The organism is Proteus sp. FZP2095 (assembly GCF_023701425.1).
Lineage (GTDB): Bacteria > Pseudomonadota > Gammaproteobacteria > Enterobacterales > Enterobacteriaceae > Proteus > Proteus cibarius.
The window spans coordinates 397,453-419,141 of record NZ_JAMQBJ010000003.1 but is presented as its reverse complement, the minus strand read 5'-3'; the positions used below and the strand labels follow the sequence as shown (position 1 = coordinate 419,141).

Annotated in this window: 17 protein-coding genes and 1 pseudogene; 10 read left to right on the top strand and 8 right to left on the bottom strand. The window is 39.0% G+C overall.

All coding sequences use genetic code 11. The annotated features are described in order from the left end of the window. Nucleotides 1-28 precede the first annotated feature (28 nt). Nucleotides 29-1,732 carry a bifunctional isocitrate dehydrogenase kinase/phosphatase gene (gene aceK, locus NBG71_RS14715; protein ID WP_159241852.1) on the top strand — a complete coding sequence of 568 codons (1,704 nt, stop codon included), beginning with the start codon at nucleotides 29-31 and terminating at the stop codon, nucleotides 1,730-1,732. A gap of 89 nt (nucleotides 1,733-1,821) precedes the next feature. Here aceK and NBG71_RS14710 read toward each other — a convergent pair whose 3' ends face one another. From NBG71_RS14710 to iclR, 3 genes are all read right to left on the bottom strand, one after another. Further along, nucleotides 1,822-2,463 (bottom strand): bifunctional 4-hydroxy-2-oxoglutarate aldolase/2-dehydro-3-deoxy-phosphogluconate aldolase, encoded by a 642-nt coding sequence (locus NBG71_RS14710; RefSeq protein ID WP_075673078.1) that lies wholly within the window; start codon nucleotides 2,461-2,463, stop codon nucleotides 1,822-1,824. 77 nt (nucleotides 2,464-2,540) lie between these two features. Continuing rightward, nucleotides 2,541-4,397, bottom strand: a complete 1,857-nt coding sequence (edd, locus tag NBG71_RS14705; protein ID WP_156734265.1) for a phosphogluconate dehydratase — start codon at nucleotides 4,395-4,397, stop codon at nucleotides 2,541-2,543. Between the two features lie 305 nt (nucleotides 4,398-4,702). Continuing rightward, nucleotides 4,703-5,539: a glyoxylate bypass operon transcriptional repressor IclR gene (gene iclR / locus NBG71_RS14700; protein ID WP_075673076.1), complete on the bottom strand. Its 837-nt coding sequence runs from the start codon at nucleotides 5,537-5,539 to the stop codon at nucleotides 4,703-4,705. A 254-nt stretch (nucleotides 5,540-5,793) separates the two neighbouring features. Between iclR and metH the strand changes: the two genes are divergently transcribed. Next, a complete protein-coding gene (gene metH / locus NBG71_RS14695; RefSeq protein ID WP_219495225.1) occupies nucleotides 5,794-9,471 on the top strand; it encodes a methionine synthase in 3,678 nt (1,225 codons plus the stop codon). A 127-nt stretch (nucleotides 9,472-9,598) separates the two neighbouring features. Next, a complete protein-coding gene (locus NBG71_RS14690; protein ID WP_313903189.1) occupies nucleotides 9,599-10,183 on the top strand; it encodes a hypothetical protein in 585 nt (194 codons plus the stop codon). Nucleotides 10,184-10,318: 135 nt separating this feature from the next. Here NBG71_RS14690 and NBG71_RS14685 read toward each other — a convergent pair whose 3' ends face one another. Together NBG71_RS14685 and lysC are read right to left on the bottom strand one after the other, a co-directional pair. Next, nucleotides 10,319-10,636 carry a hypothetical protein gene (locus NBG71_RS14685; RefSeq protein WP_250916969.1) on the bottom strand — a complete coding sequence of 106 codons (318 nt, stop codon included), beginning with the start codon at nucleotides 10,634-10,636 and terminating at the stop codon, nucleotides 10,319-10,321. Nucleotides 10,637-10,786: 150 nt separating this feature from the next. Next, on the bottom strand, nucleotides 10,787-12,166 hold the full coding sequence (lysC, locus tag NBG71_RS14680) for a lysine-sensitive aspartokinase 3 (protein WP_250916968.1): 1,380 nt from the start codon (nucleotides 12,164-12,166) through the stop codon (nucleotides 10,787-10,789). Nucleotides 12,167-12,431: 265 nt separating this feature from the next. Between lysC and pgi the strand changes: the two genes are divergently transcribed. The 3 genes from pgi (at nucleotide 12,432) to ubiA (ending at nucleotide 15,692) form a co-directional block, all read left to right on the top strand. Next, complete coding sequence (gene pgi, locus NBG71_RS14675; protein ID WP_250916967.1) at nucleotides 12,432-14,078, top strand: glucose-6-phosphate isomerase; 1,647 nt, start codon at nucleotides 12,432-12,434, stop codon at nucleotides 14,076-14,078. Between the two features lie 221 nt (nucleotides 14,079-14,299). Then, nucleotides 14,300-14,809 carry a chorismate lyase gene (gene ubiC, locus NBG71_RS14670; RefSeq protein WP_075673070.1) on the top strand — a complete coding sequence of 170 codons (510 nt, stop codon included), beginning with the start codon at nucleotides 14,300-14,302 and terminating at the stop codon, nucleotides 14,807-14,809. Between the two features lie 28 nt (nucleotides 14,810-14,837). Beyond that, complete coding sequence (ubiA, locus tag NBG71_RS14665; RefSeq protein ID WP_075673069.1) at nucleotides 14,838-15,692, top strand: 4-hydroxybenzoate octaprenyltransferase; 855 nt, start codon at nucleotides 14,838-14,840, stop codon at nucleotides 15,690-15,692. Between the two features lie 101 nt (nucleotides 15,693-15,793). Here ubiA and plsB read toward each other — a convergent pair whose 3' ends face one another. Next, nucleotides 15,794-18,277, bottom strand: coding sequence for a glycerol-3-phosphate 1-O-acyltransferase PlsB (plsB, locus tag NBG71_RS14660; protein ID WP_075673068.1), 2,484 nt, complete (start codon nucleotides 18,275-18,277; stop codon nucleotides 15,794-15,796). Between the two features lie 130 nt (nucleotides 18,278-18,407). Here plsB and NBG71_RS14655 point away from each other — a divergent pair, with 130 nt between their 5' ends. The 4 genes and pseudogenes from NBG71_RS14655 to NBG71_RS14640 all read left to right on the top strand — a co-directional run bounded on the left by NBG71_RS14655 (nucleotide 18,408) and on the right by NBG71_RS14640 (nucleotide 20,228). Beyond that, entirely contained in the window at nucleotides 18,408-18,779 is a 372-nt protein-coding gene (locus NBG71_RS14655) for a diacylglycerol kinase (protein WP_006536373.1), read from the top strand. A gap of 127 nt (nucleotides 18,780-18,906) precedes the next feature. Then, complete coding sequence (gene lexA, locus NBG71_RS14650; protein WP_023583074.1) at nucleotides 18,907-19,518, top strand: transcriptional repressor LexA; 612 nt, start codon at nucleotides 18,907-18,909, stop codon at nucleotides 19,516-19,518. A gap of 160 nt (nucleotides 19,519-19,678) precedes the next feature. Further along, nucleotides 19,679-19,933, top strand: coding sequence for a type II toxin-antitoxin system RelB/DinJ family antitoxin (locus NBG71_RS14645; RefSeq protein ID WP_075673067.1), 255 nt, complete (start codon nucleotides 19,679-19,681; stop codon nucleotides 19,931-19,933). After that, nucleotides 19,923-20,228 (top strand): annotated as a pseudogene (locus NBG71_RS14640) (type II toxin-antitoxin system RelE family toxin). Before NBG71_RS14645 ends, NBG71_RS14640 begins: the two are co-directional and overlap by 11 nt. A 33-nt stretch (nucleotides 20,229-20,261) precedes the next feature. Here the strand turns inward: NBG71_RS14640 and zur are convergent. Together zur and ssb1 are read right to left on the bottom strand one after the other, a co-directional pair. After that, the gene (gene zur / locus NBG71_RS14635) at nucleotides 20,262-20,792 is read right to left on the bottom strand and encodes a zinc uptake transcriptional repressor Zur (protein WP_006536370.1); all 531 of its coding nucleotides are present in this window, start codon (nucleotides 20,790-20,792) and stop codon (nucleotides 20,262-20,264) included. 278 nt (nucleotides 20,793-21,070) lie between these two features. Next, the gene (gene ssb1 / locus NBG71_RS14630; protein WP_075673066.1) at nucleotides 21,071-21,598 is read right to left on the bottom strand and encodes a single-stranded DNA-binding protein SSB1; all 528 of its coding nucleotides are present in this window, start codon (nucleotides 21,596-21,598) and stop codon (nucleotides 21,071-21,073) included. Between the last annotated feature and the right edge of the window lie 91 nt (nucleotides 21,599-21,689).

Here is a 21,689-nt window from a genome sequence, read left to right as displayed (position 1 = left end):
GATGCTCCTCTTTTTCGTGAGGTTGTGAATGACGCCAGAAAATTTGATTGCTCAAACAATTTTACAAGGCTTTGATGCTCAATATGGTCGCTTTCTTGAGATAACATCAGGAGCACAATATCGTTTTGAGCAAGCAGATTGGCATGGTGTCCAAATCGCGATGAAAGAGCGCATCCGTTTATACGATAATCATGTGGGATTGGTGGTTGAACAACTTAAATGTATTCGACATGATATTGACAAAGAAAGTCTTTTTCTACAAAAGGTGAAAGAGAATTATACGCAATTATTGCCCAATTACCCTCGATTTGAGATTGCCGAAAGCTTTTTTAATTCTGTTTATTGTCGTCTGTTTTACCATCGTGAATTGAATAAAAAGAATCTTTTTGTTTTCTCATCACAACCGGCTTACCGCTTTACACAAGCACCTCGACCATTATCAAAGCAGTTTGTTATTCAGAGTGATTTACCGACATTAGTGCAAGATATTTTATCGCGCCTACCTTTGCGGTTACCGTGGCAAAATAAACAACGCGATATTCACTCTATCTGTGATGTACTTACTGCTCAGTTCACTTCTGAACAATTGCACAATGCGATATTTCATATTGCAAACGAACTCTTTTATCGTAATAAAGCTGCGTGGCTAATAGGTAAAATTGTTATTGATAATCAATATATTCCATTCCTATTACCCATTCATAATATTGAGCAACAGCTACTGATTGATACTTGCCTTATCTCTGCGGATGAAGCGAGTATTGTCTTTGGTTTTGCTCGTTCTTATTTTATGGTTTATGCCCCATTTCCTGCGGCATTAGTTGCTTGGCTAAGAGATATATTACCAGGTAAATCTATTGCTGAGCTTTATATGTCTATTGGATGCCAAAAGCATGGTAAAACAGAATATTACCGCGAATATCTTGCCTTTATGAATTTTTCATCAGAGCAATTTATTGAAGCTCCTGGGGTAAAAGGTATGGTGATGTTGGTATTTACATTACCAACATATGATCGTGTTTTTAAAGTGATTAAAGATAAGTTTGCACCACAAAAAACGATCACTGCAGAGCGAGTAAAAGAGTGCTATCAATTGGTTAAAGAGCATGATCGTGTTGGACGAATGGCGGATACTCAAGAATTTGAAAATTTTGTGATCGATAAGAAAAGAATTAGCCCTGAATTAATGGCGATCCTTGAACAAGAGATCCCCAATAAGTTGGAAGATCTGGGTGATAAAATACTGATCCGCCATCTTTATATGGAACGTAGAATGATACCGCTCAATATCTATATGGAGCAGTGCGATGAAAATCAACTTAAAGCTGTTGTTGAAGATTATGGGCAAGCGTTGAAAGAGCTTATCGCGGCGAATATTTTTCCCGGCGACATGCTGTTTAAAAACTTTGGTGTGACTCGGCACCATCGTGTGATTTTCTATGACTACGATGAAATTAGTTATATGACAGATATGAATTTTCGTGCTATCCCGCCGGCTCGTTATCCTGAAGATGAATTAGCGAGCGAGCCTTGGTATAGCGTTGCAATCAATGATGTATTTCCTGAAGAATTTCGCTATTTTTTATGTAGTGATAAGCAAGTTTGCCACTATTTTGAAGCTCAACATCGTGAGCTTTTATCCCCAGAATATTGGCAGCAACAACAGCAAAAGATTAAAGAAGGGTATATCGAAGATGTTTATGCCTATTCTCAATCTAAGCGATTTATTTAATAAATAATCCGGAGAAAAGATAAAAATAAAGGTAGGTACAAGGGGATACCTACCTTTATTGGATAAAACTTATTCTTATACAGAAATAATTAACGCTGAGTGCCAGCGACGGCTTCTTTAGCTAATTCAGTAATACGCTGGAAATCACCTGCTTTCACTGCATCATTAGGCACTAACCAAGAGCCACCAATGCAAAGCACACTCTCAAGTGCAAGGTAATTACGGTAGTTTTCTGGCGAAATACCGCCTGTTGGGCAGAAGCGGACTTTTGAGAATGGTCCTGCAATTGCTTTTAATGCCTTCACTCCACCATTAGCTTCAGCTGGGAAAAATTTAAATTCATTTAACCCGTAGCTCATTCCCAGCATTAATTCAGACACTGTCGAAATGCCCGGAATTAAAGGGATAGTTCCCGCAACAGCTGATTTGAGTAACGCTTCTGTTAATCCTGGGCTGATAGCGAATTGAGCACCTGCTTCAGTGACTTGCGCTAATTGTTGAGGATTAATTACTGTACCTGCGCCTACAATAGCTTCAGGAACTTCTTTGGCAATACGGCGGATCGCCTCAATTGCGCATTCTGTACGTAATGTTACTTCTAAAACTTTTACACCACCGGCGACTAAAGCTTTTGCAACAGGGACGGCATCATCAATATGGTTGATAACAATAACAGGAACAACAGGCCCTGATTTTAGTACAGACTCTGCACTTGTATTCCAATGATCCATGATTGTATTTCCTAATCAGAAAGTGGTGAGCAAATGAATTTAATCTGCTCCTCGTTAAGCTTCAAAACTTGCCTACATTAAAAATCAATGCAACAAGCACCTTGTTCAGCACCTGATAAATGACGGCGTAAATTAACGAATAACTCACGACCACAGCCTGTATTATTGGCACTTAAATCAGGAATTTCATCTTGGCGAGCATTTAATGTTTGCTCATCAACAAGCAACGTTAACTCACCTGTTTGACCATTAACGCGAATGATATCACCATCACGTACTTTGGATAGTAAACCACTATTTACCGCTTCTGGAGTAACATGAATTGCGGCGGGTACTTTACCTGAAGCCCCTGAAAGTCGGCCATCTGTAACTAATGCGACTTTATAGCCTTTATCCATTAATACACCTAAAGGTGGCATAAGTTTATGTAATTCAGGCATACCATTCGCTTGTGGTCCTTGATAACGTACAACAACCACACAATCTTTATTTAGCTCACCAGCTTCAAACTTAGCAGCAATATCATGTTGGCTATTAAACACAACAGCAGGCGCTTCGATGATTTTATTTTCATCAGGTACCGCAGAGGTTTTCATTACGGCTCTACCTAAATTACCTTGCATCACTTGTGTGCCACCATGTGATGAGAATGGGGTATTAATATCCGCAATCACATCTTTATCTAAAGAGCTTATAGCGCCTTCACGCCAATCAAGTTTGCCGTCATTTAACCAAGGCTCTAAGGTATAACGTTCAATACCAAATCCTGCAACAGTGTTTACATCCCGATGGATTAAACCTTTTTTCAGTAGCTCACGAATGATCAGTGCAATACCACCGGCTGCTTGAAATTGGTTAATATCAGCAGGGCCATTAGGATAAATGCGTGCAATAAGAGGAACAACTCGTGATAGTTCAGAAAAATCATCCCAATTAATAATAATACCTGCCGCGCGTGCCATTGCGACTAAGTGCATGGTTAGATTAGTTGAACCTCCTGTTGTTAGTAGCGCAATAATGCCGTTAACAATGACTTTTTCATCAACTAATTGACCGATAGGAAGATAATTACCTGAATTTTCGGTTAATCGTACAATCTGATTTGCCGCCGCATCAGTTAATGCATCACGTAGTGGTGTATCTGGATGAACAAAGGAAGCGCCGGGTAAATGTAATCCCATCATTTCCATGACCATTTGATTAGAGTTTGCGGTACCGTAAAAAGTACAGGTTCCAATGCTATGATAAGACGCTGCTTCGGCTTCTAATAAAGCATTACGATCAACCTTACCTTCAGCATAAAGTTGACGAATACGAACTTTCTCTTTGTTTGGCAAACCGCTAGTCATAGGGCCTGCTGGAACAAAAATAGCAGGAAGATGACCAAAAGAGAGAGCAGCCATAGTCAGCCCAGGAACAATTTTATCGCAGATCCCTAAATAGAGTGCGCCATCAAACATATTATGAGACAAACCGACCGCCGCAGACATTGCGATAATATCACGACTAAGGAGCGACAACTCCATGCCATCTTGACCCTGAGTAACACCATCGCACATTGCAGGAACACCGCCTGCGACTTGTCCTACTGCACCAACAGCATGTAATGCTGTTTTAATTTTTTGAGGATAATTTTCATACGGCTTATGAGCCGATAACATATCATTGTAAGCAGTGATAATGGCAATATCATTATGAACCATATTTTTCAGGCGATTTTTATCTTCTACCTGACAAGCTGCGAAACCATGAGCCAAATTACCGCAAGCCAATTGAGCACGATGCACGGTTTGGCTTTTTGCTGTTTCAATTTTGTTCAGATAAGCACGACGAGTCGCTTGTGAACGAGCAATAATACGCTCAGTCACTTGTTTTACTGTCTCGTTAAGGGGGACAAAGTCGTTCTGAATTGGGTCATGATTTTTAGGGTTCATAATGATGCTTCCTTTATTCACACAAGGGTGATGAGCGTTACTATTAGCTTTAGAAAAAGAATATTTAAATTCGCTATAGTATTTGTTACCGGTAACATTGTTACGGGTAACAAGAAGAGTTGCAATACTCTTAATAGGTCTTAAACAACATCTGTGATCGACGTCAATTTTTTAAGGTGATAAGTAACAGTTTTTTAATATTTGATGGGAATAAAGAGGAAAAAGTAGGTTTTTTACCAAGCTGAATCGTTTTATTTTGGAAAATACCTTCCTTGTTGTTGATGACAAGGAAGGCAAAAATTGGATTAACTTTTTACGCCACCGTATTCACGGCTAATTTGTTTTGCTGCTTTGATAACCATCGCACCTAATTCAGTAATGCGTGAATCTGTCATTCTAGAAACTGGACCTGAAAGTGAAATAGCCGCAAAAGGCTGGTGGTGTTCATCATAAATACAAGCACCAATACAGCGAAGACCTAAAGCATGTTCTTCATCATCGAAAGAAAAACCTTGTTTACGAGCTTGCTCTAAGTTTTCTTTTAGAGATGAAGGGAGTGTTCGGGTGTGAGGTGTATAAGCCATTAAGCCTTTTTTCTGGAGCAAAGGCAGTAATTTATTTTCTGGTAAAGTAGAAAGGAACGCTTTACCTGCACCAGATGCATGCATTGGTAATTTACCGCCAATAGGGGCAGACATTCTCATTAGTGCATTACATTGCACTTGATCGACAATCACCGCATCAAATTCAATTTGGTCAAGAATAGCCAGATTAACGGTTTCGCCAGAATCTTCCATTAATTGACGCAAAATAGGATGCACCATTACCAAAAGATTACGAGTTTGTAGAAAACTACTACCAACAATAAAGGCGTGTGTTCCCACAACCCATAAGCCTAAATCTCCGACTTGGCGGACAAAACCATGCTGTTGAAGTGTAGTGAGTAGGCGGTGTGTTGTGGAATTAGGTAATCCAGCTTGAAAGGCAAGATCTGTTAAGGCGATACCACCCGGAGATTCGGAAATATATTCCAATAATGTCAGTCCACGACTTAACGACTGAACAGGACCTCCTTGTGCGGTGCTTTGAGTGGCGGTTGTTTTCGTCTTACGCACTTTTTTATTTGTTGGGGAAACTGTCATGTATACACTCCAGAAATGCTATCCATATTAATATCTATTATGAACTATCTCGCATAATAAAACTCCTCCGATCACTGCATTTATCAAAACAAGAAGTGCGATAAGAAATATTTATTAAAAACGTTAATCGCTACGTGAAAATCTCTCATCTTCGTCTTAGAAATCTTTGCAAAAAGATATGGTAGGATAAAAAAACAACGAAATAACAATAAAGAAAAACAGTACAAAAGCATTCTCGATTAAGAGGAAACAACGTGGCAAACATAAAACAACAACTGGTGGAAGCATTAGAAAAACGTATCTTAGTACTTGATGGCGCAATGGGTACGATGATCCAGCAATATCAACTTACAGAAGCCGATTATCGAGGTGAGCGTTTTGCTGATTGGGACTGTGATGTTAAAGGGAATAATGATCTTTTAGTCTTAACACAACCTCAGATTATTGCAGATATACATGATGCTTATTTTCAAGCTGGTGCTGATATTGTTGAAACTAACACCTTTAACTCAACATCCATTGCGATGGCTGACTATCACATGGAGTCGCTCTGTTTTGAGTTGAACGAAGAGGCGGCAAAATTAGCGAAAGCCTGTGCAGATAAATGGAGTGCCTTAACACCGGATAAACCTCGCTATGTAGCGGGCGTTTTGGGGCCAACAAACAGAACAGCATCCATATCTCCTGACGTTAATGACCCCGCTTTTCGTAATATTTCATTTGATAAGCTGGTGGACGCTTATCGAGAAGCAACGCGTGGATTAATTAAAGGCGGTGTCGATTTAATTATGGTCGAAACTATTTTCGACACATTAAATGCGAAAGCAGCTATTTTTGCGATTAAATGTGAATTTGAAGCGCTGAATATTGAATTACCTGTGATGATCTCTGGCACCATTACAGATGCTTCAGGAAGAACTTTAACGGGTCAAACAACAGAAGCGTTCTACCACTCTTTACGTCATGCTGATGCGCTCTCATTTGGTTTAAACTGCGCGTTAGGCCCTAAAGAATTACGCCAATATATTCAAACACTCTCACAAATTTCTGAAACTTATGTCAGTGCTCACCCTAATGCGGGTTTACCTAACGCATTTGGAGGCTATGATTTAGATGCCCAAGAAATGGCTGAGCAAATTAAAGAGTGGGCACAAGCGGGTTTTCTCAATATTGTCGGTGGATGCTGTGGAACAACCCCTGCGCATATTCTCGCGATTTCACAAGCAGTAGAAGGTATTGCGCCAAGAGTATTACCTTCCTTGAAAAAAGCATGTCGTCTTTCAGGTCTTGAACCATTAATCATTGATGAGAATTCACTGTTTGTGAATGTGGGAGAACGAACTAATGTTACAGGCTCTGCTAAGTTTAAGCGATTGATAAAAGAAGGTAATTATCAAGAAGCGTTAGATGTTGCACGTCAGCAAGTTGAAAATGGCGCTCAAATCATCGATATCAACATGGATGAAGGCATGTTAGATGCTGTTGAAGCCATGACGCGTTTTCTTAACCTTATTGCTGGTGAGCCTGATATTGCTAAAGTACCCGTGATGATTGACTCTTCTAAATGGGAAGTGATTGAAGAAGGCTTAAAATGCATTCAAGGCAAAGGAATTGTTAACTCCATTTCGATGAAAGAAGGAGAAATACCGTTTCTTGAACATGCTAAGTTGGTGCGTAAATACGGTGCCGCTGTTGTCGTTATGGCATTTGATGAAGTAGGACAAGCAGATACTAGAGAACGCAAAATTGAAATTTGCCGTCGAGCTTATCAATTATTAACAGAACAAGCGGGTTTTCCACCTGAAGATATTATTTTTGATCCTAATATATTTGCTGTCGCAACAGGAATTGCGGAGCATAATAATTATGCTGTTGATTTTATTGAAGTCTGTGCAGATATTAAATCTCAACTACCTTATGCTTTAATTTCTGGTGGGGTATCTAACGTTTCCTTCTCATTTAGGGGAAACGATCCTGTTCGTGAAGCAATTCACTCTGTTTTTCTTTATTACGCCGTAAAAAATGGCATGGATATGGGGATTGTAAATGCAGGGCAACTTGCTATTTACGATTCATTGCCAGATGAACTGCGTAATGCGGTTGAAGACGTTATTTTAAACCGTCATGAAGAAAGCACAGACAACTTACTCGCGTTGGCAGAGCGTTATCGCGGAACAAAAAGTGATGAACAAAACCATCAACTGGCTGAGTGGCGACAATGGGATGTAGAGAAACGTCTAGAGTATGCTTTAGTTAAAGGGATCACCGAATTTATTGTTGAAGACACTGAAGCTTGTCGCCAACAAGCATCAAGCCCCATTGAAGTGATTGAGGGGCCGTTGATGAATGGTATGAATACTGTGGGTGATTTGTTTGGCGAAGGCAAAATGTTTTTACCTCAAGTTGTGAAATCAGCAAGGGTGATGAAACAAGCTGTTGCTTATCTTGAACCTTATATCCAAGCGACAAAACAAGCAGGCACTTCTGCAGGTAAAATTTTACTGGCTACTGTAAAAGGGGATGTTCACGATATTGGTAAAAATATAGTGGGTGTTGTTTTGCAGTGTAATAACTATGAGATCATCGATCTTGGCGTAATGGTGCCTTGCGATAAGATCCTACAAACAGCGATTGATGAAAAAGTTGATATTATTGGTCTTTCAGGGCTGATAACCCCTTCACTTGATGAGATGGTGAATGTTGCCAAAGAGATGGAAAGGCGCGGTTTTTCTTTACCCTTAATGATTGGTGGAGCAACAACTTCTAAAGCGCATACCGCAGTAAAAATAGAACCTAATTACAGCCATCCTACCGTTTATGTACAAAATGCATCGAGAACTGTAGGTGTTGTTGCTGCACTATTATCTGAAACACAAAAAGCCGATTTTGTTGCTAAAACGCGCCGTGAATATGAAGTCGTACGCCAGCAATATGCCAGAAAAAAACCTCGTACACCGCCTGTTTCTTTAGATATTGCGCGAAAAAATGCGCTATACATTGATTGGCAAAATTACACACCACCAAAACCCAATCAATTAGGTGTGCAGGAGATCACTACAAGTATCGAAATCTTGCGTGAATATATCGACTGGACACCTTTCTTTATGACGTGGTCTTTAGCAGGTAAATATCCACGTATTTTAGAAGATGACGTGGTCGGTGAAGAAGCGAAACGGGTATTTGCTGATGCGAACACGATGCTGGATAAGCTAAGTCGTGAAAAATTATTAACACCTAAAGGAATAATGGGGATCTTCCCTGCTAATCGTTTGGGTGATGATATTATTATTTATCAAGATGAAAGCCGACAGCATGAGTTATTGCACAGTTGCCATTTGCGCCAGCAAACAGAGAAAAAAGAGTTTCCTAACTACTGTTTAGCCGATTTTATTGCGCCAGTGGAAAGTGGTATCCCTGACTATTTCGGTGCTTTTGCTGTAACTGGAGGGCTAGAAGAAGATGCCCTCGCAAATGCTTATGATAATGCTCATGATGATTACAATAAAATCATGGTAAAGGCGTTATCAGATAGATTAGCAGAGGCTTTTGCGGAATATCTTCATCAATTGGTTAGAACAAAAATTTGGGGTTATAGCCCTGATGAGAACCTCTCCAATGACGAACTTATTCGAGAAAAATATCAAGGAACGCGACCTGCGCCGGGATATCCTGCCTGTCCTGAACACACAGAAAAAGCCAAAATTTGGCAATTACTTGATGTTGAAAATCGCATTGGGATGCAACTGACAGATGCTTACGCCATGTGGCCCGGTGCTTCGGTATCAGGTTGGTATTTTAGTCATCCTGAAAGTAAATATTTTGCTGTTGCGCAAATTCAAAAAGATCAGGTTGAAGATTATGCGAAACGTCGAGGAATGAGCATAAGTGAAGTTGAACGTTGGTTGGCGCCTAATTTAGGGTATGAGTCTTAGTTTATTTTTATTCTCAGATCTCAATAATGTAATAAATAGTGAGGGGATAGTAATATCCTCTTGTTATTTCCTCTAGCCGTTCCCATTAAAGATGTTTAAGCTATAAGCCTGTATCAGAAAAAAGGACATTACAATGAGCTATACTTTGTACCTTCAGAAAACACCACCTGCTGGCGCTGAGGTGCCGTTTCCTTCTTTAGCAAAAGGAAATTATCCACTAAGTGAAGTTTTAATTAATGCTTTTTTAAATCTGATGCAACTAACAGGAAATTTAGACACTGATGCTGTTTTAGATGAAAAAGCATTTGATAAAATTTGGCTAAAAGCAGAAATGACGCCTGCACGAATTGAAGAAGTCGGGGACTATATTTATCATAAAACTCCGACTTCCCCAGAGCCTGTTGAAGAAGAAATAGCATTATTTAAGCAGGCAATGAAAGAAGAAGAAGCGTTGCTGGCTCAAGAGAGTAAAAAAGAAGGGAATATCCCTATTCATAAATTCGCTACTAATGATGGTTGGATTGTCACGCCGAAAGAGTGTGAGATTATTGCTTCTACACTTACCGCTAACTTGTTGGAAGATAACCGACTTTTTGTTGAAAAAATTGCAAAGATGTCTCATTTATCGCATAAGACTTTAGAGATTGCCTTAATTGATTTCGGTAAATTTAATCAATTTGCAAAAAAATATGGTGGTTATCGGGTTTATTAAATTATTAAATAAATAGGCTTCTAAAAAGAAGCCTATTTATTTAAATTATAATACTATTAGTTTCATTTAATGATTCTTAATTTAATTTTCATTTATATTTTCTCTTGTTGTACTTATGTTTTTTAAACTATTTGTCTAAATGCGATTTAATATCATAATGTATTCTTTGATTTTTGATGATTTATTATCTACTTTGTTATGAATATTAATTATTGAATTAATGCATTCTTTATCTATCATAGATGGAATAAAGCCTTTTACTATTCCACCCGTTTCTATTTGATATATTACATTAGTTGTTTGTTCTTCCGATAAGGTTCCACTACTTATTGCTAAATTATAGATGTTGGTGATGTTAGCTCTTAAATTTGCTAAATCAGATTTTGAAATTGATTTTTCACTTGCTGCATTTTTTATAACATTAAGGAGACTAAAGTCATTATATATTTTCATTTTTAATACCTTATTAATTTAATAAGGTGTTTATTTTAATGAATACTAAGTTAATGACTTTAAAACTTTTATCTTTTATAACCCCAAGGTTAAAAAATAAAAGAGAGATAAAATTTTATCTCTCTTTTATATATTGGAATTTGTTATTAATTAAAACAGAGTATCATGTAATTTACGCACAATATTATCCGCATCTTTGCCATCAACTAATAAACATAAATTATGAGTACTTGCACCATGGCTAATCATACGAATATTGTAATCTTCTAATGTGCCGAAAATCTTAATACCTAATCCATTTACCTGTGAAAGTGAGTTTCCAATCACAGCAACTAATGCCAGATCTTCTTCTACTTCAACACGGCATAATGCAGAAAGCTCGGTTAATAGGGCATTGGTTAATAAACTGCCCGATGAATTTGTTGTGCCCGTAGTATCAAGGGTTAGAGCAATACTGACTTCAGATGTTGTTATCACATCAACCGAAATATGGTGGCGCGATAAAATAGTAAAAATTTCAGCCAAGAAGCCACGCGCATGAAGCATTTTCAAGCTATGTAATGTGAGCAATGTTTGCTTTCTACGCAGTGCAATTGCGCGAAATACCGGTGGGTTTTCTGTTTGCGCACAAACTAAAGTACCACCTTCTTCGGGAGCTTTGCTTGATCCAACAAACACTGGAATACCGCTACGAACAGCAGGTAATAATGTCGCAGGATGTAATATTTTAGCGCCAAAAGTTGCCATCTCTGCCGCTTCATCAAAGGCGATTTGATCGATACGATGTGCCTCTGGCACTATTCTTGGATCGGTACTGTAAATACCAGGTACATCTGTCCAAATATCGACACGAGACATTCCTAGAGCTTCGCCAATCAAGGCAGCTGTATAGTCACTTCCACCACGACCTAGTGTTGTGGTTCTGCCTTTTGGCTCTTGACCAATAAAACCTTGCGTTACGATAACTGTTTCTTCTAGGCGAGGTTGAATAAGGCTTTTTGTGAGTTCAGTAAGCTGTGCCATATCGGGTTCAGCGTGACAAAATAGATCATTCGTTTTCATCACTTTTCTGATATCAAACCAATCTGCCTGTATGCCTTTTTCACGCAATAATTCAACAAAAAGCAAGGTTGACATTAATTCACCGTGACTGACTAATTCGTCTGTCAATGCATCCGATGTGGCAAGTGAAGCAGCTTCAGAAAGCATCTCAATATTTTCAAGCAGACGGTTTATTTCTTGAGAAATAATCTCTGGCTGAGAAAGCTGGTTGATAATCGCGTATTCAATATCACGAACTTGTGAGAGTAAAGCTTCTCGTTGTGAAGGTTCAGTACCAGCTGCAAGCTCAATCAATAGATTAGTAATTCCCGCAGATGCCGAAAGAACGACGACACGAACTGACTTTTGTTTAAGAATAATATCTGCACATTTTTCCATTGCTGAAAAGTTAGCAACACTGGTGCCACCAAATTTAGCGATAGTGTATGGTGATGATGCAGTTGAAGGCGTAGCAGTATTATCAGTCATTGTCGTATTCCTTTAGGCAAAAATGAGATGTTGGACACACTTAGGAATATCGGTTATTAAGTAGAGAGTCAATGCAGAGTGAAGAATAATCAATTTAATTAATAATCAGCTCCGCATTATCGGTTTTACCTATGTAAGTAATTAGTACTAGATTTGTTGAATGGTTTTGACCAATATCATCAAATGAGAAAGAATTGACTGTAACTATTAAATGTCAGGCTACAATCTGAGAATATTGGATTGTAATCTTAAGAGAGTATTGTGAATGAAAAATGTAAACCCAACCCAAACCTTAGCCTGGAAGGCATTAGAAAACCATTTTTCGGTTATCAAAGATACGGAGATGAAAACACTGTTTTCTCAGGAGCCATCACGCTTTGAGCAATTTTCAAAGACGTTTTCAGACCAAATTCTAGTGGATTTTTCAAAAAACCGTATTACGAAAGAAACATTAGAGAAATTGCAGGCTTTGGCTAAGGAATGTGATGTTGAAGGTGCGATAAATAGCATGTTTACGGGTGAAAAAATCAACCGTACTGAAGATCGTGCTGTATTACATACCGCATTACGTAATCGTAGCAATGCTCCCGTTATTGTTGATGGCAAGGATGTCATGCCAGAAGTTAACGCTGTGCTGAATAAAATGAAGAAATTCAGTGAGCGTATTATTAGTGGTGAGTGGAAAGGTTATACAGGTAAGGCGATTACTGATGTTGTAAATATTGGTATTGGTGGTTCTGATCTTGGCCCTTATATGGTGACAGAAGCATTACGCCCGTATAAAAATCATCTTACTATGCATTTTGTTTCTAATGTCGATGGTACGCATATCGCAGAAACGCTGAAAAAATGTGATCCTGAAACAACGTTATTCCTCATCGCATCAAAAACATTTACCACACAAGAAACCATGACAAATGCGCATTCAGCAAGAGATTGGTTCTTAGCTTCTGCGAAAGAGAGTGCTTTTGTTGCTAAACACTTTGTGGCGTTATCGACTAACAGCACCGAAGTGGCAAAATTTGGTATTGATACCGCCAATATGTTTGAGTTCTGGGATTGGGTTGGTGGCCGTTATTCATTATGGTCAGCAATTGGCTTATCTATCGCATTATCTGTTGGTTATGACAACTTTGAGCAATTGCTGGAAGGTGCTCATGCTATGGATAACCACTTTAGAACAACAGATGCTGAAAATAACATCCCAATGATCCTCGCTCTGATTGGCATTTGGTATAACAATTTTTTTGGCACAGAAACTGAAGCGATTCTGCCATACGATCAATACATGCATCGTTTCGCTGCTTACTTCCAACAAGGCAATATGGAATCTAATGGTAAGTATATTGATCGTGATGGAAATAAAGTGAGTTATCAAACGGGTCCTATCATTTGGGGAGAGCCGGGTACAAACGGTCAACATGCGTTTTACCAACTGATCCACCAAGGAACCAAAATCATCCCTTGTGATTTTATTGCTCCAGCAATTAGCCATAATCCATTATCAGATCATCATGCAAAACTGATGTCTAACTTCTTTGCTCAAACAGAAGCACTTGCTTTTGGTAAAACACGTGAGCAAGTTGATGCTGAATTTGCCGCAGCAGGAAAAGATCCTAAAACCATGGGTTATGTTGCACCTTTTAAAGTGTTCGAAGGTAATCGTCCAACTAACTCTATTCTGCTAAAAGAAATTACGCCTTATTCATTAGGTGCATTAATTGCAATGTATGAACATAAGATCTTTGTACAAGGTGTTATTTTCAATATATTCACGTTTGACCAATGGGGTGTTGAATTAGGTAAACAGCTGGCTAACCGCATTCTTCCTGAATTGAAAGGTAAGGAAAGTGTTAACAGCCATGATAGCTCAACAAATAATCTGATCAATCGTTATAAAGCATGGCGTTAATCGAATAATCTGAATATAAGTAGTTGGTTAGATAAAAAGGAGGTTTTTATAACCTCCTTTGCTTTTTGATTGTTTAGTGCTCAACCTGATTTTCTTTTAACGCTTTTTTAGATTATTTATGCGAAATGTTATCAGCTTTTAACTTCCATTAGTCACATCATGATATCCTTATGCATCATGACTCACACAAGCTAGGATCATCAAAGCGTGATGATGAATAAATGTTCAAAAAATCAATAATTACCCCTGCACCTATTCATTGGCTACCCAGTGAGGAACATGCAACTATTCAAGAAAGTACATTAAGTTGGTTAATGGAATTAGGCTCAATGACACGGCGATTTGAACAATATTGCCAGAAAGTTACTGTAATGCCTTATCAAGAAGGATTTATTGACGTTATTGAATCAACTGATGAATGCGCGTGTTTACCCAAAAGTCAGCGTTATTGGTTAAGAGAAGTGGTATTGTGTGGTGACGATACTCCTTGGTTATTAGGGCGGACGTTAGTACCAGAAGAGACATTGACAGGCGAAGATAGAAAACTGGTCAATCTAAGAACCGTTCCACTTGGGCGTTATCTGTTTCAGGAAACAACCTTAAGTCGCGATTTTATTCATATCGGGCAACAAAATGGGTATTGGCTACGCCGTTCTCGTTTCCAGCTTTCAGATAAACCTTTATTATTAACCGAGATGTTTCTACCGGCATCACCAGTGTATAAGAAGTAATTAGGGGGAGCTAAAATTGGAGGGAAGTATGACGCAAAGTAAATGGCAAGCATATAGCCGTTTAATGCGTATAGATAAACCTATCGGAGCGCTATTATTACTTTGGCCAACTTATTGGGCTTTATGGATTGCTGCTAAAGGCTTTCCTGATTGGCATATTCTGATTGTCTTTACTATTGGCGTGTTCTCTATGCGTGCCGCTGGGTGTGTAATAAACGACTTTGCTGACCGAAAAATTGATGGCAGTGTTGAACGAACTAAAAATCGACCATTACCTAGTGGGGCTGTGACAGAAAAAGAGAGCAAAATTTTATTTATCGTATTGGTGCTCTTGTCCTTTGCATTAGTCCTAACACTTAATACTATGACTATTTGGCTCTCTGTTGCAGGGCTTGCGCTGGCATGGTTTTATCCTTTCGTTAAACGGTTTAGTAATCTACCTCAGCTTATTTTAGGTATGGCTTTTGGCTGGTCAATCCCAATGGGATTTGCTGCCGTTTCTGAAAGCTTGCCGTTAGTGTGTTGGCTATTATTCCTTGTCAATATTGTCTGGTCAGTGATTTACGATACCCAATATGCGATGGTTGATCGTAATGATGATATAAAAATAGGGGTTAAATCTACCGCTATTTTATTTGGTCGTTATGACAAAATTATTATCGGTATTTTACAACTGGTGATGTTAGCACTATTAGTGGGTATTGGTATTTTGTTAAATTTGAAAGGTATCTATTACTGGTCGCTATTGTTAGCAACGGCGCTGTTTATTTATCAACAGAAGTTGATTGCAGAGCGTGAAAGAGCGCCGTGTTTCCAAGCTTTTATGAATAATAACTATGTTGGCTTTGTTTTATTTGCGGGTATTTTATTTAGTTACTTTTAAGGTAAGTAAGCGCTGAAGTATTCTCTACTATTGAGTAGAAACAAAAAGGGATAAGCATATGCTTATCCCTTTTCTATTCCAATCATACTGCTATTTACTGATTAATCATCAGCTTTAGACTCACTTTTTTCTTCAATAGCTTGTACTGAATTATTATCTTCAGTGACACCGACGCTTTCAATGGTTAAGCGAATTTCTGGTGACATTAATTTTGCAATCACTTGGTAGAGGGTTGATGCATCTGCTTTTAGGATATCTTCATTATCATTGAGATAGCCTTCTTCACGTAGCGTTGAAACTAAGGTAGAGAATACCGCTTTATCAAAGAATTCAGGTGCGTTGATACCATGTAAGACAGAAAGACGTTGTGCCAAGATACGGCTCTCTTTTTCCAATAATGCACGGCTAATTTCAGGAGCAAAATTGAGTAAGGAAAGCGTAATCCCATAGCGTTGCAGTGTTTCTCTGACGCTGGCGGCTAAAAGTTGTAATGGACGAATACGCGCCGGATTAATGCGCAGTAAGCCATCAGTATCACAACAAATCAGGCGCTGACGGCACAGTTCTGTAATCAAAGTATTAATGACTTCAGGGAGCTCTTCTTTCTCATAACGAATAAATAGTTCCGCTTTAATAAGAGGGAAAATTAGCTCAACTTGTTTCATTAAATCATCACGATGAATTTTTTCATGATGTAAGACGATGCTGGCAATTAATGATGGAGTGATCATTAAGTGGATTGTGTTGTTGCGGTAGTAAGTCATTAATACCGCACTTTCACGGGGGAGCACCACAATATCGCCTAGACTATCTTTTTCGACTTGGAATTTATCTGATTGCAACGCGTGTTCTAATAAGGCTTCAGCATTTTTATCAGATACAATCATGTCTGTCGAATAAGGCACATTGCGTAATAATTGCAGATAACAATCTACTTGCTCTAACAGCTGTTCTCTAGTGAGAGCACGTTGACGTGATGCCAACAAGGCTGTTGAAACAAGGTTGATTGCATTAATAGACGCCGCATTATTGATATGAACCATGATGTTGTCTGCCAGTGTGCTTACTGTTGGATTTAACCAACTTGGGCGTTGTGGCTCAATTGGGTCAATATCATCACGCCATTGTGGAACAGCCTGGTTTAAGTATTGGACAACAGAAATCGGCTCACCAAAGTTCACATAGCCTTGACCAAGGTTACGTAATTTACGTAATCCCCGGACCATCTGCATAAAGCCTTCTTTCTCTTTTGTTGCGCCACGTAACTCTTTGGCATAGGTTGCCACTTCCATAACGTGTTCATATCCAATGTAAATTGGAACAACTGAGATAGGGCGTGTTTCACCGCGTAACATGGCTTGTACTGTCATTGAGAGTGTCCCTGTTTTAGGATCTAACAATCGACCTGTACGAGAACGTCCACCTTCAACGAAATATTCAATCGAGTAACCGCGTGTAAATAGCTCACCTAAATATTCGCGGAAAATGGTGGAGTAAAGCTTGTTACCTTTAAAGGTTCTTCGGATAAAGAAAGCCCCTAAACGACGGAAAATAGGCCCTGCTGGCCAGAAATTGAGGTTAATACCTGCCGCAATATGAGGTGGTACTAAGCCTTGGTGATAAAGCACATAAGAAAGTAGTAAGTAGTCCATGTGGCTACGGTGACAAGGAACATAAACGATTTCATGCCCATCTTGTGCGAGTTTACGTACTCGCTCGGCATTATAAACGTTAATACCTTGGTAGAGCTTATTCCATGTCCAACTTAATACACGATCACTAATACGCACCGCTTCATATGAGAAATTAGCTGCAATTTCTTCCATGATATCTGTGGCATTTTTACGCGCTTTATCGAGCGAAATTTTCTTCGCTTTTGATTCATCTTCAATCGCTTTTTCAATGGCTTTCGAGGAAAGTAATTTATTGAAGAGATCTTGGCGTGCTGGCAATTTCGGACCAACAGCCGCTAAACGCTGACGTGAAAAGTGGATACGTGCAACACGCGCGAGTTTTCGGGCTATACTGGTGTCAGTACCGTGTTCGTTCGCCATTTCACGCATTGAAACCGTGGGTGAAAAACGAACAAAGCTATCACGACCTAGCCAGAGGATAGCGATAAATTTTTGGATACCGTTAAGCACACGTAAATGTGGAACGCCATTATGGCCTTCACGACCAGGAGAGCGCCCAAACATCACGGAAACCGGCAACATCTCGATATCAAGATGTGGGTTATTACGATGTGCATCCAGATAAGCGTGGAATGTCTTCACGGAATCTTTACGAGGATCGGGCGAGTAGTAACGGAATACTCTTGGGCCGTCATCAATAAAGACATACGCAGGAAGCTTAGTTCCACCGATCTCAATAGGTTGTAGCGGATCAGGCAATCCTAAAGAGAGACACTGCTGTCGTAATGTCAGTAAGTCCGCCTTTGAATGATAGGGCAGAACATAAAGGAAAGATCGCGACGTATCTAACCCTAATTCAGCGATAGGATCAGTCGGAACTCGTTTGCTTTTTACCAATAATTTTAGTGGTAAATTCAATGTGTTATAATATAGTTTACGCCAAGCTGACATAAATAGTTGTAGCCTCTTATTAGCAATACTTCGAAAGCATAACAGAAAGTCTTTCGTAGATCTGTGGTGCTGTGACAATATTAATAGAGAAAAGTGGCAAAATAATCGTTTGTTTTCGATAGAGTTTATTATGGCTAATCAAAATAAAGGTCTTACCCGAATCATCAAAGCTGGTGGCTATTCATACAAAGGCATTCGTGCTGCTTGGATTAATGAAGCCGCTTTTAGACAAGAAGCAATTGTGACCTTGGTTGCAATTATCCTTTCATTTTTCATCGATGTCAGTGGTCTAGAGCGCATTTTACTCATTGGTTCCGTTGTACTAGTTGTGATCTTGGAACTGGTAAATAGTGCAATAGAAGCCGTTGTCGATCGAATTGGATCTGAATATCACGAATTATCCGGACGTGCAAAAGATATGGGTTCTGCCGCCGTTCTGATAGCTATTATATTGGGATTATTTACTTGGGTAACCATTCTTTGGGGGCATTTCTTCGCATAAAGTTAAAAAATTCGATTTTTGTCGAAAAATAATCCAAAGATGCGTGTTTTATATTCATTTAAGGTTTCAAATCGTCATATACCTGTATATACTCACAGTCTGACTGTATAAACAAACAGGGGGCGGAATGAAAGCATTAACTGCAAGGCAGCAGCAGGTTTACGATTTGGTTCGTGATCACATTTCGCAAACGGGTATGCCACCAACACGGGCTGAAATAGCTTCCCAACTTGGGTTTCGCTCACCAAATGCGGCAGAAGAGCACTTAAAAGCTCTTGCTCGTAAAGGCGTGATAGAAATTGTCTCTGGTGCATCCAGAGGTATCCGTTTGCTAATGGAAGAAGAGCCAGAAGGACTGCCATTAATTGGGCGAGTCGCTGCTGGTGAACCACTTTTAGCGCAAGAGCATATTGAAAGCCACTATCAAGTTGACCCAATGCTATTTAAACCAAGTGCAGATTTTTTATTGCGCGTTAATGGCATGTCAATGAAAGATATTGGTATTATGGATGGCGATTTACTTGCTGTGCATAAAACGCAAGATGTTCACAACGGGCAAGTTATTGTGGCTCGTATCGAAGATGAAGTGACAGTAAAGCGCTTTAAGAAAAGCGGTAATAAAATTGAACTTCATGCAGAAAACCCAGAATTTTCACCTATTATCGTCGATTTACGCGAACAAAGCTTTACTGTAGAAGGTTTAGCTGTAGGGGTTATTCGTAACGGCGAATGGCTGTAATTTGTACCAAAGTAAGTCAATACAACTTATTTTAAAAAGATGCAGATGATGTGTAAAACCACAAAATCATCTGCATTTTTTATTTCTAATTTGTATAAAAAAACACCATCGCACTACAAATGTAATTACAATATGATGTGTTTTAATTACGGAGGTGCCTATGACAACGATACAAGTTAGAGTAGACGATGAGCTCAAAAAAGAAGCTTATCAAGTATTTGAAAAAATGAACCTGTCTCCTTCAGATGCCATAAGATTATTTCTACGTTATGTTTCTGAAAATGAAAAATTACCTTTCTCAGAAGTTTCTGTCGTTGTTGGGGAACTGGATGAAGATGAGGATATTTTAGCTGTTGTACGTGAACGTTTGAAAAAACCAAGTAAACGTATAAGAGTAAATATTGATGATCTTTAATATTGAGTTTGATAAGCGTGCCTTGAAAGAATGGCAGAAACTCGATCAAAGCATTAAAGAGCAGTTTAAAAAGAAATTAAAAAAATTGTAGGAAAACCCTTATATAGAGTCAGCTCGCTTAAAAGGTGATCTCGCGGGTTGCTATAAGATTAAATTACGAGCATCTGGTTTTCGATTGGTTTACCAAGTTATTGATTCTGAAGTTGTGATTTTAGTTATTGCTATTGGTAAGCGTGAAGAGAGTAAAGCTTATTCATTAGCTGAAGTGAGAATTCAAAAGAACAACATGTATTAGCCAGCATTTAGCTGGCTTTTTGTTTTTATAAGCTCAACGCGGCTTATAGTCGCCAGTTTTTTTCTGTTTAAGATTATCATCCATACTGTGATCATGATGACAACCTTCAGGATGTGTACACTCTTGTGCTTCATGGCACTGTGAACATAATCCATGAATTTCTATGACGCTATGTCGTAAATGAAATCCACTCTCTTTTGCTAGTAATGAAATTGCATCTTCAATTTTATGGCTATTCTTTTCAGTGACAGATAAACAACGATCACAAATTAGCATTACTGACGTATGTTCAACATCATCAAAGTGATGACAAAGCACATAGCTGTTGGTGGATTCTATTTTGTGGATAAATCCTTGCTCAAGTAAAAATTCTAACCCGCGATAGACCGTAGGTGGTTTTGCTTGTGGTTCAACTTGGCGTAATAAATCCAATAAGTCGTATGCGCTGATAGCAGAAGGTTGCTGTATTATCAGACGCAATACTGCCAGACGTTGTGAAGTCAGGCGAACACCTCGTTTCTGGCAGATCTTTTCTGCCTGAGCGAGCAATTTCTCTTCATTCATGGGGATCAGATGCTCTCAGACGTTGTTAATGGCACCAATCCTATCATATTTTTCAAGAGTAAACCTTTGTGTAAAGTGGGGGTTTGTGAAAATAACCTCAGCCTCAATTTTCGTTTAAATGAAGATATTGAGAGAAATAAAGATATTTTGCCTCTGAATTGAGAAATTTTTATCGTGTAAAACTATTTACATGGAGTATGTACTAACTATTAACAACAAAAAACCCAGCTTGAGCTGGGTTAGTTTTTTAGGTGATTTTAGATAAATTGTTCTGAAATTTAGAACGGAATATCGTCATCAAAATCCATTGGTGGTTCATTGTTTGGCGCTGGTGCGGCAGCTGGTTGTTGTGCTGGGCGAGATTGTGCACCACCGCTAAATTGTTGTGATGCTTGTGGCTGTTGTGGTTGACCCCAACCGCCTTGACCACCTTGAGAAGGTGCGCCATCTTGGTTACCACGGCCGCCTAACATTTGCATTGAGCCGCCAATGTTAACAACAACTTCAGTGCTATATCTGTCTTGACCGCTTTGGTCTTGCCATTTACGTGTTTGTAACTGACCTTCGATATACACTTGTGAACCTTTACGCAGATATTCGCCTGCAATTTCCGCTAATTTGCCGAAAATTACCACACGGTGCCACTCGGTTTTTTCTTTCATTTCACCGGTTTGTTTATCGCGCCAGCTTTCTGATGTTGCCAGTGTTAGATTGGCAACTGCACCGCCACTTGGCATATAACGGATTTCTGGATCCTGCCCTAAATTACCGATAAGAATAACTTTGTTTACGCCTCTGCTCGCCATGTGAGGTACTCCTGCGAAAGTAAATTTTTTGAAATCATAAGCGAATAAGTTTATCACGTACGCTAAAATTTGAATATGACGTGTGATGAAT

Coding starts and splice junctions, on each gene's coding strand:
- NBG71_RS14685 (WP_250916969.1), bottom strand. CDS start 10,636: ATGAAAATATATAATGACTTTAGTCTCCTTAATGTTATAAAAAATGCA.
- edd (WP_156734265.1), bottom strand. CDS start 4,397: ATGAACCCTAAAAATCATGACCCAATTCAGAACGACTTTGTCCCCCTT.
- NBG71_RS14645 (WP_075673067.1), top strand. CDS start 19,679: ATGACAACGATACAAGTTAGAGTAGACGATGAGCTCAAAAAAGAAGCT.
- lexA (WP_023583074.1), top strand. CDS start 18,907: ATGAAAGCATTAACTGCAAGGCAGCAGCAGGTTTACGATTTGGTTCGT.
- NBG71_RS14655 (WP_006536373.1), top strand. CDS start 18,408: ATGGCTAATCAAAATAAAGGTCTTACCCGAATCATCAAAGCTGGTGGC.
- pgi (WP_250916967.1), top strand. CDS start 12,432: ATGAAAAATGTAAACCCAACCCAAACCTTAGCCTGGAAGGCATTAGAA.
- ubiC (WP_075673070.1), top strand. CDS start 14,300: ATGTTCAAAAAATCAATAATTACCCCTGCACCTATTCATTGGCTACCC.
- lysC (WP_250916968.1), bottom strand. CDS start 12,166: ATGACTGATAATACTGCTACGCCTTCAACTGCATCATCACCATACACT.
- zur (WP_006536370.1), bottom strand. CDS start 20,792: ATGAATGAAGAGAAATTGCTCGCTCAGGCAGAAAAGATCTGCCAGAAA.
- ubiA (WP_075673069.1), top strand. CDS start 14,838: ATGACGCAAAGTAAATGGCAAGCATATAGCCGTTTAATGCGTATAGAT.
- aceK (WP_159241852.1), top strand. CDS start 29: ATGACGCCAGAAAATTTGATTGCTCAAACAATTTTACAAGGCTTTGAT.
- NBG71_RS14710 (WP_075673078.1), bottom strand. CDS start 2,463: ATGGATCATTGGAATACAAGTGCAGAGTCTGTACTAAAATCAGGGCCT.
- iclR (WP_075673076.1), bottom strand. CDS start 5,539: ATGACAGTTTCCCCAACAAATAAAAAAGTGCGTAAGACGAAAACAACC.
- ssb1 (WP_075673066.1), bottom strand. CDS start 21,598: ATGGCGAGCAGAGGCGTAAACAAAGTTATTCTTATCGGTAATTTAGGG.
- plsB (WP_075673068.1), bottom strand. CDS start 18,277: ATGTCAGCTTGGCGTAAACTATATTATAACACATTGAATTTACCACTA.